Here is a 15,120-nt window from a genome sequence, read left to right as displayed (position 1 = left end):
TTAATCAATATACAGGTATAAATATCTATCAATCTGCTTGGTAGAATGCTTTTGCACCTATTATAATGGAATAAAATATTTCGCATACTAATTATGTGAAAGTCAACGTTGTTATATAAAAACCAGATATGAAAAAAGCTATATTTATTCTTTTTATAGGTTTGCTATGTTCCCATTTTTCTTTTGCACAGTCCTCCGTTTATACTCCCGGAGCACAAAACCTGAAAACCCGTGAATGGTTTACCAATGCAAAGTTCGGAATGTTTATTCACTGGGGACTATTCAGTATTCCCGGCAGTGGTGAATGGGTCATGAACGAAAGAAATATTACCGTAAAAAACTACAGCAGGCTGCAGAACTTTTTCAATCCTATTGACTTTAATGCCCATGAATGGGTAAGTCTGGCGAAAGCTTCCGGAATGAAATATATAACGTTAATAACCCGCCATCACGACGGATTCAGTATGTGGGATACCAAATATTCTGAGTTTAATATTATGAATACCCCGTATAAAAAGGATATTGTAAAAATGATCGCCGACGAATGCCACAAACAGGGAATAAAATTGTTTCTATATTATTCATTACTTGACTGGCGCAGGACCGATTATTCTTATTGGACAGGAAGAACAGGACAAGGTACAGGCCGTACCGAACGTGGTAACTGGAATGACTATATTCAGTTTATGAAAAACCAGCTGACCGAACTTTTGACCAACTACGGAACAATTGATGGAATTTGGTTTGATGGATATTGGGATCAAATGGCATCGGAAAGCAAAGATAGAAAAGACAATGATGTTCGTATAGACTGGCATACGCGTGAGTTGTATGATCTCATCCACACCCTACAGCCTCAATGTATGGTAGGTAATAATCATCATATGACTCCCCTTCCCGGTGAAGACTTTCAAATGTTTGAACAGGACGTTCCGGGTGAGAATACTTCGGGTTTAAGCTTTCAGAAAATATCAGATCTTCCTCTGGAAACCTGTGCAACCCTTAATAACAGCTGGGGCTTTAATTTAACGGACTCTGCTTATAAAACCCCTGCACAAATTGTTAAATTACTGGTCGCATCTGCCGGAAACGGAGGTAATCTTCTTTTAAACATTGGTCCGATGCCGAATGGACAGATCCAACCTGAATTTATTGATCAGTTGAATTGGATGGGGAAATGGTTAAAAACCTACGGGGAAAGTGTATACGGAACCAAAGGTGGTTATATTAAACCTCAAAAATGGGGATCTCTCACTCAATCCGACAACAAGGTATATGTTCATATATTGCAGAAAGATGCAGGGACCATACAACTCGAAAAATTCCCTTACAAGAAGATAACAAAAGCTTATCTGTTGAAAAATAAAGTACCTGTACAGACCGTTTTGAAAAACGGAACTTTGGAAATACCTCAACAAACAGTCACTGCTGAAGATCCTGATCAGGTTGTTGTTCTCGAAGTCGCTTGATCATAATACCTTATAAAAAACAAATCCGCTGGCTTGCGGATTTGTTTTTGTTTTTATAGATTATGGTTTAGCTTCCAGCTCTACCTCATATTTTTTAGGAGAATATTTAGTTAATGATCCTGTTGCAGCATCGATACCAACTCCGATTGCTCCACCGAAAAGGATGTTTAATAATGTTACCGGATTAAAAGTCTTTGTCAACTTTACCTCTTTGTTATTAAAACCTTCTTTTTCAAAGGTAACCATTTGCTTGCTTAGCGATCTTGGAATTTCAGCAGTACAAGGTGTGATACATTTTTCGATGCCTTTGTGAAAGACTTTAGCTCCTTCAGGACTCGAGTTGAAAGATATCTTATCTTTACTTCCCGTAAATATTGTCGCACAAGAAGTTACAGAAAACATAGCTCCCACTAACAATACAATTGATAGATTGTTTTTCATATATTTTTTTAAAGTTAATTTTTTTAAGCCCGCGAACTTACAAAATAATTGGAAACAATAAGCACTAATTGTATGAAAAATGTAGGATTAATGGTACTTACAAAAAAAGTAACCTCAATATTGAGGTTACTTTTTATCGTGATATCATATTTTTATTCTTAATCAACTCCTTCTACTTCCCTATGTACCAATCCCATGGAAAAGGCAGGCAGGCAAATCGCAAGATACTCACAAGGCTCTGAAAATGGATTGCTGTAGCGGATTCTGGCTCCTTTTTCAATAAGAATGCTCTGTCCCTTTTCCAATACTACAATTTCCCCATCAATTTCAAATTGCTTTTTACCGGAAATGATATAAGTAAATTCATCAAATTCTGGAGTCTGATGGGGCTCGCTCCAATCCGGAGGTGCCACCATATGAGCAATCGAGACATTAGAGTTTCCTATAGAATTTCCCCAATGTTCTTCAATCAGTTTCCCATCTGCAGTAGGAACTATAAACGGAGATTGCTGAATTTTATATTTTCTCATACCCAATCTTCTTTTTTGATTTCGTACACAAAATTGGTTCTCGTTGGCTCTGCAAAATAGGCAACCTCTTCTTCGGCAATTTTTTTGCCTCCGAGTCTTTCTAAAGCAGTCTGTGAACGGAAATTCTCTTTCCCAATATGGAAATGAACCTTATCCACAAACTGAAAGATGTAATCCAACATCAGTTTCTTGACTTGCGGATTGATTCCTTTTCCCCAGGATTTGGTTCCATAGAAAGTATAGCCAACGAAAATGTGATGATCATTTTCATCAAAATTATAGTAACGGCTGCTTCCCAGGATGTCACCTGTAGCTTTTTCAACTATTTTAAAAGCGCCACCACTTTCCATCGCTCCCTGGAAGAAGCTTTCAAAAACTTCTCTTTTGTAACGATCTTTGTTGGGATGTTGTTCCCATACTTTCGGATCAGAAGCTACTTCATATAAAGATTCAAAATCCCCTTGCTGCAAGGGGATTAATTGAAGTTTATCATTCTCTAAAACGGGCTGAACAGAAAAATTCATTGCTTAGCTTTTTTTAGTAGAATCTGATTCTATTTTCTTGATTTCCTTTAATTTATCAGAAATCTTGATTACGGTATCCAATTTCGATGGTTTTAATGGAACTTCTGCTTGAGCCATATCCCATTTAATCACCAGGTTTCCTGAATTTTCGTCCGAAGGGTTCAATGTAATTTCGAACCACTCCTGTTTGTCAGCTAATTTATTAACCGGTACTGTCACGTCTACTACATCCTGTTTTGGATCATAAGTGAAAGAACCCCACTGCTGGAAGTCTTTGTTTAATATTACTTTCCATTCTTTTTCTGTAGGAATAATAAATAGGCCATATGTTCCTGCAGGAACAACTTTCCCACCGAAATTAACCGATTGTCCAAACGTAATTTTTGTAGAAGAGTTAGCTCCTGCTCTCCAAACCTGACCGTAAGGAACAAGATCTCCGAAAATTTTACGCCCTTTTACTCCCGGTCTTCCGTAGTCGACAGAGATTTTAGACATAGAAAATTGTTGTTCTACCTTCTGGCGAGGGCTTGCCGCAGGTACTGAATAATCCTGTGCAAAAGTGAATACTGAAACTGAAATGCAAACTGCTGCTAATAACTTTTTCACGTGTAAATTTTTCTTTAAAATTACAAAAATCAAAATAAAATAGCTTTCTCTAGTTCCAATAATTTTTGCTTTCTCCAGATTCCGCCACCATAGCCTGTTAGCTGCCCGTTGCTTCCAATTACCCGATGACAGGGTATGATAATGGATATTTTATTTAACCCGTTGGCATTGGCTACAGCACGTACAGATTTAGGATTTCCCAGGATGTCAGCCTGTTCCTGATAGCTTCTGGTAGATCCGTAAGGAATTTCTTTTAAAATGTCCCATACCTGCTTCTGAAAAGCAGTTCCTACAAGAGAAAGAGGAACAGTAAACCCTGTTCTTTTTCCTTCAAAATATTCGGAAAGTTCTTTTTCCAGCGTGATAAAATGAGGATTTTCACCTTGTACAATATTGGCATTATAATGTTTTGAAATTGCTTTTAGTTCTGTAGGCAGAGCTTTTCTGTCTGAAAATTCCAGCAGGCAGATTCCATTCTCATCAGCACAGGCTATCATGGTTCCCAATACCGTTTCTATCCTTTTCAGATCGACGATTTTTTCCATTTTATTATTTTTTGGAGAGACTCCGAAAATATTTTTAAAGCTTTCATTGAACCCGCTCAGGCTTTCATACCCCATATCAAAAGCCACTTCTGTTACAGATTCACCTTGTTGAAGTTTCTTAAATGCGGTATTCAGTTTCGACATTCTTTGAAAGGCATGAAATGTAATTCCATGGTGTTTTACAAACCACCTTCGGACCGTAGCGGGTTCCAGACCTCTTTTAACCAAATCATAATCTTTTAATTTCAATGATGGATCTTCGGATAATTCCAGCAACAATTCCCGGATATACGAAGGAGTTGCATTAAGATTTTCCAGCGGTTTACATACTTTACAGGGGCGATATCCTTTCAATATTGCCTCTTTTGTATTGGAAAAAAACTCCACATTTTGAAATTTAGGTTTTCTTGCGGTACAGGTCGGTCTGCAAAATATCCCGGTCGTTTTCACAGCCATCCAGAATATTCCTTCAAATGAAGAATCCTTGGTATAGGACGCTTCGTACATTATTTTTTCTGTCAGTTCCATAATTAAGTAAAAAGTGATACGAAACTTTGTTGATCTGAAATATTTCCAATCGTTTTCTCCAGTTCCTTATAAATATATCTGTTTAAAAAGGCTCCTGAAGTAATTCTTTTCACTCCTAATTTTTTAAGCGTATTAAAATCCGGAAGCTCCGGCAAACACATCACATTAACCGGGAGGAAAGTGGCATCCACGACAGTTTTAATATCATCTACTGAAGTCATACCTGGAACAAAAACTCCGTCAACCTTAAGTTCTTCAAACAGTTTTATTCTTTCTAAAGTTTCTTCCAGTGCATTTTCAATTCCTAATAAAAAAGGGTCTGTTCTTATGTTGATAAAAACCTCATCTCGGCTTTCTCCCAGTTGTGAAATGATATCCTTTATTTTTTTAAAAAAGACCTCTCTGTCCAGAAGCTTTCTCACTCCATCAATCAGATAGGTATCTTCAAGATTAATCCCCGATACGCCTATTTCTAAAAGTCTAAAAATATTGGATACAATCAACTCGGTGGTATTCCCGTACCCGGCTTCCAGGTCAACAGACAGAGGAATTGAAGTTGATTCCTTAATTCTTTTGATGATATAAAAATACTCTTCAAAAGTCATCTGCTCGCCATCTTCATATCCCAAACTATGGGCGACTGCAGAACTTGAGGTTGCCAGCGCCTGATACCCTGATTTTTCATAGACACCCGCACTCTGCACATTCCATACATTGCCCAGCAGCAAAGGCTCGTCATTGTAGTGTAGATTTTTAAAACTGATCATTGATTATTTTTTATTCAAATGTATCCCTATTGTTGAAGTGCGTGCAACCGAAAAATGGACAAGTATTTTTTGAATTAAAAAAAATGATAATTAAAAGTTAAGAGAAGGTATGAACCTTAGCAACGCTATATAAAATCTTTTTTGGATTAAAAGAGAATAGCTTTTTCCAGTTCCAATAGTTTTTGTTTTCTCCATATTCCACCGGCATAGCCTACCAATTCACCGTTTGAACCAATTACCCGATGACATGGAATTAAAATGGCAATTTTATTGATCCCGTTAGCGGTTCCTACCGCTCGTATTGCTTTAGGATTTTCCAAAAATTCAGATTGCTGTTTATAGGTTCTCATCTCTCCCATCGGAATTTCCCGAAGAAGCTGCCATACTTTTTCCTGAAATTCGGTTCCGGTTGTATATAAAGGTACCTCAAAATGATTTCTGTTGCCCTCAAAATACTCTTTTAATTCGTTCTCCAATTGTTTAAAATGAAAATGTTCTTTTTCTACAATTTCAGCATTCAAGGTTTTTGATAAAGCTTTGAACTGTTTTTCAATATTCTTACGGTCCGTAAACTCAAGCAAACAGATTCCGCGGTCCACAGCACATGCAACCATATCTCCCAACGGAGTTTTTATCATTTTTTGATGTATGATTTCCATTGGTTTAAAATTAATCATTTTTTGAAAATGACGGTTGTTTTAGAGCGATTTTAAAATTCGTTCTGCTTGTGCAATATGCCAATGGACTATGATTTAAGCGTCTTCATTCCGTTTACTTTTTCTTTTGAAGCATCATATTGGCAAAATAGTTCCCAAGAATTTCTGATTTAAAAAGGGGTTTTGAAGGATTTCCGAATAAAGAGATCTTGTGACTGATTTCAGGGATATAATTTCAGTATATTATTTGGTGGTTCAAAGATAATGGGTAATTTTAAGGCTTAATACACTAATCACCATTCATGCTAAAAAAAACAGGTCTTTTATTGCTGTTTTCTGCCGGATTTTTAAGCACTAAAGCTCAGCAGACCATTCCTTTTCGAATAACAAAGTACAACAATATTATTGTAAAGACAGTAGTCAATAAAAAGGATTCGCTGGATCTGATGTTTCAGATCGCCATGAAAGACGGAGCCATTTCTCCTGAACGCAAACGAAAAGCGGATCACATCATTTTCAATAAAGAGGAAATCAGTGAAAATAATACGGTCGACATCGGAAAACTAAGTTTTAAAGATATTCTCTTTACCGACAATCAGCTGACAGGTCCTGAAGCAGACGGAAAAATCGGTACAGGTCTTTTTGAAGGAAAAGCTTTTACAATAGATTACGACAACAACCAATTCGTTATTTTTGACAAAATGCCGGATCTGAAAGGTTTTCAACCTATCCAGACCATTTATGATCAGGATGCTTTTTATGTTGTTGGTGACAATGTTATTGACGGACATCGGCAAGAAGAAGGTCATTTTGTTCTTCAATCCGGGTATTCAGGAGGTATTTTGTACAGTAATCCATTTGCCGAAGAAAAAGATCTGAATAAAAAACTAAAGATCACCGGAGAAAAAACACTGAAAGATTCTAAAGGGCGAAGTCTGGTAACCAAACAGGCCGTTCTTCCGTTTTTCAAACTCGGTGATATGGTTTTCAAAAATATTTCTATTGCCTTTTTCGCTGGAGAAATTAAGACTCAAAATGTCAGTTATTTAGGTGCAGACATGCTTCGCAGATTTATCTGGGTTTTTGATGCAGACCGAAAGACAGCGTATATCAAACCAAGTAAATACTATTCGGAACCGTATTATAAAATCAATTAAACAATATCAACATTTAACAATAAGAAAGCTTATGAAGATCAAAACAGCTGTTGCGCTTTTATTATTTCCACTGGCTATTATCAGTTGTCGGAAAGAAGAAAAAAAGACCGTTGAAAGCCCTGCAAAACTCCCGGCAGACTCTGTCAGAACGGCAAAGGTTGAAGATAAAATAGACTATAGCAATTTCAATATTTACAGTATCGCTGTTATCTCTTCTGCACAGAAAGATGCCCGGGCGGATGTGTTTATCTCAGTGTCGGATATTTATAAAGATCCCAACCCTATACAGGAAGATATCTTTAAAAAACAAAAGAGTATTCCTTCTGATCAGCTACAGTATCTGGAACTTGATCCCAAACACAGGAAAAAAATGCTGGATGGTCTTCATCTTACGGAGAACGATTCACTTTACCTTTATAACTATCAATTCAACAAGCTTCAGAAAATGCCATTGCATAAGCTTAAGGCAGTTGCCTATTTAGACGGCTATTCTCTGGACAGCGAGGAAGTGGATCCAAGCTCTTATATGGTGGGATTTCAGGTAGCAGCTCAACAGAACAATGATGTTTCTGAAAAATATTATAATGCAATTGCTTATTTTGGAAATAAGAACCCGTTCATTGAAGGAAAAATGCAAGCCATCGCATGGAAAAAAACGGGCAGCGATATCTCAAAAAAGTACTTTACAGATTCAAAGCTGAAACCTGGGAATACTTTTCAGGCTCAATATGAAAACCTGAAATATTATTTGCAGGATTATCTGGAAGATGAAGTTGTAATAGAACGCAAACTGGTTGTCATCAATGATCAGAATGAAAAAATATTTGAAAAAACAATCACAACAGCAGGAATGGATGCTGAATTATCACCGCTTAACGGAATAGATACAGATGGAGCTAATCCAACTCAGTGGACAGGTTCTCTTTTCAAAGGAAAACCACCGGTAAGTTTCGGTTTCATTGCTCATTATTTTGGTTGTTCATCCATCACGTTTCTGGATAAGAAAGAGAAACCAATTGTAATTAATTGTGATAACAGACATTAAGATTTGCAGAATTAATTTATTATCAATACAAGAGGCTGTCTCAAAAGTCAAATAATTTAGCTTTTGTCATTGACTACTCCGAATCTTCGATTTCTGACGAACGAAGAATCTTATTGCTTATCTGTTATTTAAGATTCTTCACTACATTTCATTTCATTCAGAATGACACTTTTGAGACAGCCTCTTTATTATTTTCATGTGAAAAAAAAGCAAATCTGCGAAGGGCAAATTTGCTTTTATTACTTGTATATTTTTATTTTTTAGGATAGTATCTGTTCTTCATATTCATAAAATAGGCTTCCGATTCTTTAAAATCATTCGTTTTCATAAATGTAAGTACTACATTCAAATAAGCTTCTGAAGGGGCAAATTCTGCGCCTAGTTTTTCAGACAAATTCTTATAATCTGCTTCAAGCTGCTTCGGATTTTTGGCCAACTGCTTTATATCTGTTCTAAACCCTTTAAATATAAATTTTAACGCTTCATAATTCCCAGGATATGAAACGGTTCCGTGGGTTTCTCCTTTAAAAAAGCTGTGTTTATAGTTCAGTGATCCGTTTTTTTCTATAATCTCTTTAAATTCCTCAATAGCCTGTGTCATATCAGAATTCCAGTTTTTCTGCTGTTCTTCATTATCTGCCTGAGAAACATACAATGATTTACCGGCCGGAAATTTTTTATTTTTCTCTACATAATCTTTTGTTCTGGAAATAGTTACTTTATTATCCCACCATAAACTGGGGTCATTCGCAACATAAGCTTTGAAATACTCAGGATGAGTGAGGAAAGTATTAATGGCAAATAAGCCTCCGAATGAATGCCCTACCAAAATAGAATATTCCTGAGTTCTGTAATTTTTACTGATCATTGGTTTTAATTCATCCTGAAGAAATTTAACAAAGTTTTCACTTCCGCCACTGTCAGCAAAAAGGGTTACATCAGGATTTACCGGACTTTTCTTCTGGGATTTTGTTGGAGTAAGGTCTCTTGTTCTCTCGGTATTTTTTATTCCTACTACAATACACTCCGGAATATCAGCATAAGGAGTTCGGGCGATAAAATCGGTCATTCCTGTAAAATATTCAAAATTAATTTCTCCGTCCAGGAGATAAATTACCGGATACTTTGCAGGAGTAATTGTTGTATCATTATATGTTTTTGGAAGGTGAATCCAGATCTCCCTTTTTTCATTTAAAATTTTTGAAAATAATGTCTGCTTCTCTCCTATTGTCAATGTCTCCTGAGCTCTTCCGGATGTAAAAAATAGAAATACGGACAGATATAAAAATTTAAACCAGTTGTTCATGATGTTCTTTTCTTTGTTGATGAATATTTTTAATTTCTTTTTTCTTTTTTGGTGATTTATTTCTTCTTCCCCACCAGATCAGGAAGCCGGTAACCGGGAGGCTGGTACAGATAATTCCGATAACGAATGTGAATATTTTCCCAAACATTCCGCCCCAGTAGCCAACGTGGAGATCGAAATTCATGTGTTCAATGACTTCGTGCATCTGTACTTCTTTAGGGTAATTAATTTCATCTCCCGAATACTTATTAACCTCCCTGCTTTTTCCTTTTGTAATGCTTTTTAACCCAATAAATTTAGCGGCAACAACATTATAAACTGTAGATGAATCATTTCTGGGAACACTCATCCTAATCTGTTTTGCTTCAGGAACTTCTTTAAAATTTCTGTCTATGAAATCGATAAATGGTAAAGCTTTTTTCTCAGGATCAAATTTGGGTTCATACTTTTCCGTAATTTTATGAGGATCTGCTATGCCTCCAAAAGCTTCCTGCGTGAGATCTGTAAGAACTTTATAGGCCATAATCAATCCGGTAATTGTAATAAATACCGCCGGTAATAGTGAGTAAAAACCAAAGACATTGTGGAAATCGTAATTTTTCCTTCTCCATTTTGTTCCTGATTTTATTTTAAATGCAGTTGTTCGGGTGGTTTTATTCCATTTTTTTGGCCACCAGAGGATCAGACCGCCGATCAGTTGAATAAAAAAGATGATGGAAGCTATTCCAACCACCGTTTTTCCAAATTTACCAGCTAATAACTGGGCATGGATATGAGCTACCACATAGAAAAACTCGTAGCTTTTTGTAGAACCTACTACTTTTCCGGTATATGGATTAAGATAATGATAGGCAAAAACGCCTCTCGGGCCACGACCCTTACCTTTAGGTTTCGCAGCATTTTTATCTTCAGGTGGTTTGGTGGCAGAAGCTACTCTGAAACTTCTGTCAGCGTCTTTATAGGTATCAAAATAAAAGGCTCTTCTGTCCGGAACCTGTTGCTGGAATTGAACCAATAATTCTTCTGGGCTCATTTTTTTCGTATTGGCCGGAACCTCAATATATTTGGCACTTCCGCCGCACCAATCGATGATTTCGTCACAAAAGACAAATACGGTTCCTGATAAAGTAACGGTTAGTACAATAATTCCGGAAACGAGTCCCAGCCATAGATGCAGCCAGCCTGTAATCCTCTTTGTGAGAGATTTGCCTTGTTTTTTCTTGGGGTTAGTTTTTTTATTTTCCATATCTAATGATCAGATCATCTATCAATAGAGTTGTTGGAAAACGCAACAGCGCAATGGATTTAATATACAAACCGCTTCAAGGCTTAAAAAAATCATCAAAAGCCAATTTCTTTATGCCTCTGCGTTTTCCAACAACTACCTATATTTTGAAATAGTTTTTGTTTTTTTATTAAAATTTGAATGCGAAGTTGGCCAGGATTTCTCTGGGTTTTTGTGGCTGTCCGTAGAAGTTCCAGTACATCTGGTTCAATGCGTTATTCATTTTCAGACCGATTCTGTATTTCTTTTTATCGTAGAAAACAGTCGCACCTACAGTTGTGTATGATGGAGCAAGAAAATGATTGGTGATGTTGATGTATGTTTTATCTACAAAATTAAATCCTGCTCCAAAGCCTAATCCTTCATAGGCGCCATCCATAATTTTATAACTCGTCCAGAAATTCGCTACATGTTTAGGTGACCATGCACTTCTTTTTCCTGCATCTTTACTTCTGTCATCATATTTGTTGTCGTTATAACCATAACCGGCTACAATATTCCATCCTTTAACAGGATTGGCGACTAGATCAATTTCAAAACCCTGATTTTTAATATTCCCATCCTGAATATAAAGCCCGGTAATACCTGATGGATCCGGCATCAGACGGTTTTTGATCCTCATATTATAATAACTTATTGTTGTAAGAAGTTTCTTACCCAACAAGTCCAGTTTAAATCCTGCCTCAAACTGATTTCCCTGTTCCGGTTTGTATTCGATATAAGTATTTCTGCTTGTATCTCTCGGGTCTACTGTTGGAGCCACATTTTTAAAACCATTTACATAATTGGCAAAGAAGGAAACTTCATTTTTAACGATCTCATAGACTAATCCCAACTTAGGAGCAAATTGAGTTTGTGTATATTTTCCTTTTCCTTCCACTCCATTGGAAATAATATTATTGTTTTTATAATTATCCATTCTTAAACTTGCCATCACCAATAGATTATCGGTAATATTAAGAACATCGGAAGCATATACACTGAATGTACTTACCTTATTGATATCATACATCGTTCCGCTTCTGGGAAGTCTTTTAACGACATCTCTTGATATAGAAGTCCAGGGTGAGCTTTCATCCAACATGACAATGTCATTTCCTTTTGGTGTACCATAATCGTCGGTAAATACTCCATTTAAAGGATATGGTGCAAAAACTGATGAAGAATTATTACCCACCTTGAACATTGGATATTGATTTTTACTAGTCTGCTGAAAGTAATCTACCCCTACAACCAAACGGTTTCTCAGTTTTCCAATTTTAAAATCTCCGATAAAGTTCTGTTGAATGTTGTCCGTGGTTATTTTATAGCTGTCAAAAGGACGAATACTTCTGCTTACAGAATTATTATTTAAATAGTTTAAAACTAAAAATACAGATTCATTTTCATTGGCCTCGCCTCTTTGATATGAAGTTCGGGAAGTCCATTGATCATTGATTTTATGGGTTACCTCAGCCATTGTCACAAAATTAGTTCTCTTGGAACCGATATCATTGCTGGTAAATGATCTGTCATGGGCTCCGGCTAGGTCTTTCATGGAATGAAGGGTCAATTTTTCAGACTGTCTCACATAAGCGTTCAGCGTTTTTTCCGGTGCATGAAATTCTGTATCCAGAGTTACCGTTGTTCTATCGCTTACTTTATACAGAATACTTCCTGAAAAAAATACTCCTTTATTATAACCCGCATCCTGAAAAGAATCCTGAGAATACGCCGCTACATTAAATCTTGCCAGTGCTGTTTTTTCTTTATTCAGCGGAGTATTTACATCTGCTGTAATTCTGTTCATTCCCCAGCTTCCGGTGGTATAATTGATGATTCCACCAAAATTTTCCTGAGGTTTTTTGGTTACTACATTCACTACGCCGCCATAATTGGCGAGAGTTCCGCCGAATAAGGTTCCTGAGGGGCCTTTAATTACTTCTACCCTTTCAATATTGGCTATTTCGGCCTGTACTCTAGGGTTTTGGATCAGCCCGTTTCTGAAGGTTGCATTCGAACTGAAACCTCTCATAAAAATATCATTCCCGCTGTCGTTTACACTGTTGCTCACGACGACTCCGGGAGCCGAAGCCATCGCAGTATTGAAATCCACAGCGTTCATCTCGCTGATAATTTCCTTTGGAACAAGGTTATAGACAGTTGGATTTTCAAGGTTTTCCAAGGGAAGCCTTGCCACGGATTCTGATTTTTTGGTTCTGTAGTTGTGAGTTCCCTGAAGCGATACGGATTGAATTTCAGAAATTTTAAGAGTATCACTTTCCTGGGCACTGAGCATGGTAACTGCTAATAAGGATGCAGAAATAATAGTTTTTTTCATTTTTATAATTAAGCTTAGTATCGCAAAATTACTTTATTTTTATTAATTCTAAATAAAAACATGATAGAAGTCATAAAACTATTTTTACGAAAAAGCCCATAAACAAAGGGTTATTGAATAATCAAAAACCCTTTATTTCATCAAATGATGATATTTTATTTCTATTTTTCGGTTACTTCGCTCTCTCGGGATTCATAATTCGTGTCCCAGCCGAAAAATTTACCATTCTTTTATATTACCGCGGACATTATCATCGACATATAGTAATTAGCACAATGTAGAGCATTGATCAGTACAAGGTCTTTATCATAATCTGTTTCAAAAAGTTCGCTGGTGGTGATGGTATATTCGTAATTTAAACTGGTCCATTTAAAATTTGGCTTTATAACCAAAAGCTCAGTTCCCTCCGGATCTGTAAGTACAAATGATTCTTTAAAAATGCCTCTGTGTTTGAAAATATATCCTTTTTTTATTCCGTTAAAATAGGTTTGGACTACAATTTCTCCATTCCAGTTCATTCTGAACTTTAAGAGCACTTTTTCTCTGTCTTTCAATTCAATTGTAGTTCCCCAAAAACCTTTTGGTTCAATCTGATAGTGCTGATGATCTGCAGTTTCAATTTCGGCATTAAATGTAAACCAACTTTTGTAAGTAAGCTTTCCTGTCAATTGGTCATCTTTTGTAATTTCAAAAGATAAAGAATTGTTTGATTTTGCATGATATTCTGCCATGGTTTTATTTTAATTTGGTGGAATTTTTATCAGTTTTTAAATCGCATTAACAGCTTGAATTTTAACGCTCTAATTTATAAATAAATTGGCAAAAAAGTAACCTAAATTTAAAATCCGTTTTTTCAGGATCTCTTTTAACGAAATACCATCATCTTCAGAAAATCTCTCACAACTCCTGATTCATTTTCAGCTTTCGATTTTTCAAAATATTAATGAAGAAAAAAGGAAAAGAATTTTGGTTGTACATTCTCTTATGGCTGATGATCAGACAAAATCCACTTCATTGATTTACAATAATTTAAAATACGAACCACCTTATAAGATGGAGCGCAGGGGTCAAATAACACCTGTATTTTTGCCTCATTATCCTTTAATAATTAAATCATAACAATTGAAAACTAAAACTCATGGACAAATATTATATTGCTTGTTTCAGTCTGTTACTATTATTTTTAACGGCTTGCCGGGAAAACGAATTTGATAAAGAATCTGTAAAAGAATTTACACTCAGCTCAGCTATTAACGGAAGTAATTATCATATAAAAGTTGCATTACCTAAAAATTATCCTTCCGCTTCGGAATACAAAACCATTTATGTTTTGGATTCAAAATGGGATTTTGATTTTGTGGCAAGGGAAGTACAAAAGCAGTCAGAGAATTTTCATCGTGATGATGTTTTGGTTGTAGGAATCGGATGGGGTAATGACCGGCTGGACGATTATCTTCCTGTTCCTTTTAAGAACGGAAAAGGTCTTGCTGATGACTTTGTAAAGGTGATTAATAATGAATTGATTCCCAAGTTAGAAAAAGACTTTCATGCTGCTGATTCCAGAGAAGACCGGGTAATTCTGGGGCATTCTGCCGGAGGTTTATTCGGAGTATATTGTTTTACCAATTATCCTGATATTTTTGGCAACTACCTCTGTCTGAGTCCGTCACTTTGGATAGGAGATCAGATTGTTCTCAGTAATGAAAAAAAAAACAGAATCGCCAACCAAACCCGAAATGGTAGATTCTTTCTAGCTGCGGGTGAAGTTGAAGAAGGCGGAATACGACCGCCTATAGAAGCACTCCGACAGATCCTGGATCGGTATTACAAAGGCTTTTCCCAGGAATATAAGATCGCTAAGGGACTCGATCATCTTGGTTCTAAAAAGCCGAATATCAGAGAGGCTATTTCCTTTTATTTTCAACAACATTAATATGTAGT

At 36.3% G+C, this 15,120-nt stretch carries 15 protein-coding genes; 4 read left to right on the top strand and 11 right to left on the bottom strand.

The window, feature by feature from the left end; genetic code table 11:
• Positions 1-128 precede the first annotated feature (128 nt).
• A complete protein-coding gene (locus EG342_RS14960; protein WP_103293379.1) occupies positions 129-1,469 on the top strand; it encodes an alpha-L-fucosidase in 1,341 nt (446 codons plus the stop codon).
• A 60-nt stretch (positions 1,470-1,529) separates the two neighbouring features.
• Here EG342_RS14960 and EG342_RS14955 read toward each other — a convergent pair whose 3' ends face one another.
• From EG342_RS14955 to EG342_RS14925, 7 genes are all read right to left on the bottom strand, one after another.
• Complete coding sequence (locus EG342_RS14955) at positions 1,530-1,910, bottom strand: PEGA domain-containing protein (protein WP_123868106.1); 381 nt, start codon at positions 1,908-1,910, stop codon at positions 1,530-1,532.
• Positions 1,911-2,068: 158 nt separating this feature from the next.
• Positions 2,069-2,440 (bottom strand): cupin domain-containing protein, encoded by a 372-nt coding sequence (locus tag EG342_RS14950; protein ID WP_103293381.1) that lies wholly within the window; start codon positions 2,438-2,440, stop codon positions 2,069-2,071.
• Entirely contained in the window at positions 2,437-2,964 is a 528-nt protein-coding gene (locus EG342_RS14945) for a GNAT family N-acetyltransferase (protein ID WP_103293382.1), read from the bottom strand. Before EG342_RS14945 ends, EG342_RS14950 begins: the two co-directional genes overlap by 4 nt.
• Positions 2,965-2,967: 3 nt before the next feature.
• Complete coding sequence (locus EG342_RS14940; protein WP_103293383.1) at positions 2,968-3,570, bottom strand: DUF2911 domain-containing protein; 603 nt, start codon at positions 3,568-3,570, stop codon at positions 2,968-2,970.
• Between the two features lie 29 nt (positions 3,571-3,599).
• Positions 3,600-4,643 carry a bifunctional transcriptional activator/DNA repair enzyme AdaA gene (locus EG342_RS25700; RefSeq protein WP_103293384.1) on the bottom strand — a complete coding sequence of 348 codons (1,044 nt, stop codon included), beginning with the start codon at positions 4,641-4,643 and terminating at the stop codon, positions 3,600-3,602.
• Positions 4,644-4,645: 2 nt separating this feature from the next.
• Positions 4,646-5,410, bottom strand: coding sequence for an isocitrate lyase/PEP mutase family protein (locus tag EG342_RS14930; RefSeq protein ID WP_103293385.1), 765 nt, complete (start codon positions 5,408-5,410; stop codon positions 4,646-4,648).
• Between the two features lie 146 nt (positions 5,411-5,556).
• Entirely contained in the window at positions 5,557-6,069 is a 513-nt protein-coding gene (locus EG342_RS14925) for a methylated-DNA--[protein]-cysteine S-methyltransferase (RefSeq protein ID WP_103293386.1), read from the bottom strand.
• Positions 6,070-6,368: 299 nt separating this feature from the next.
• Here EG342_RS14925 and EG342_RS14915 point away from each other — a divergent pair, with 299 nt between their 5' ends.
• Entirely contained in the window at positions 6,369-7,223 is an 855-nt protein-coding gene (locus tag EG342_RS14915; RefSeq protein WP_103293387.1) for a hypothetical protein, read from the top strand.
• Positions 7,224-7,254: 31 nt separating this feature from the next.
• A complete protein-coding gene (locus tag EG342_RS14910) occupies positions 7,255-8,268 on the top strand; it encodes a hypothetical protein (protein WP_103293388.1) in 1,014 nt (337 codons plus the stop codon).
• 253 nt (positions 8,269-8,521) lie between these two features.
• Here EG342_RS14910 and EG342_RS14905 read toward each other — a convergent pair whose 3' ends face one another.
• The 4 genes from EG342_RS14905 to EG342_RS14890 all read right to left on the bottom strand — a co-directional run bounded on the left by EG342_RS14905 (position 8,522) and on the right by EG342_RS14890 (position 13,910).
• Positions 8,522-9,574 carry an alpha/beta hydrolase gene (locus tag EG342_RS14905; protein ID WP_103293389.1) on the bottom strand — a complete coding sequence of 351 codons (1,053 nt, stop codon included), beginning with the start codon at positions 9,572-9,574 and terminating at the stop codon, positions 8,522-8,524.
• Entirely contained in the window at positions 9,558-10,820 is a 1,263-nt protein-coding gene (locus EG342_RS14900) for a PepSY-associated TM helix domain-containing protein (RefSeq protein WP_103293390.1), read from the bottom strand. The genes EG342_RS14905 and EG342_RS14900 overlap by 17 nt, the downstream gene beginning before the upstream one ends.
• Positions 10,821-10,989: 169 nt before the next feature.
• On the bottom strand, positions 10,990-13,179 hold the full coding sequence (locus tag EG342_RS14895) for a TonB-dependent siderophore receptor (protein ID WP_103293391.1): 2,190 nt from the start codon (positions 13,177-13,179) through the stop codon (positions 10,990-10,992).
• 230 nt (positions 13,180-13,409) lie between these two features.
• Positions 13,410-13,910, bottom strand: coding sequence for a hypothetical protein (locus EG342_RS14890; RefSeq protein WP_103293392.1), 501 nt, complete (start codon positions 13,908-13,910; stop codon positions 13,410-13,412).
• Between the two features lie 407 nt (positions 13,911-14,317).
• Between EG342_RS14890 and EG342_RS14885 the strand changes: the two genes are divergently transcribed.
• Positions 14,318-15,112, top strand: coding sequence for an alpha/beta hydrolase (locus EG342_RS14885; RefSeq protein WP_103293393.1), 795 nt, complete (start codon positions 14,318-14,320; stop codon positions 15,110-15,112).
• Positions 15,113-15,120 lie beyond the last annotated feature (8 nt).

It is taken from the genome of Chryseobacterium lactis, from assembly GCF_003815875.1.
GTDB lineage: Bacteria > Bacteroidota > Bacteroidia > Flavobacteriales > Weeksellaceae > Chryseobacterium > Chryseobacterium lactis.
This window is presented reverse-complemented; position numbering and strand designations above follow the sequence as displayed.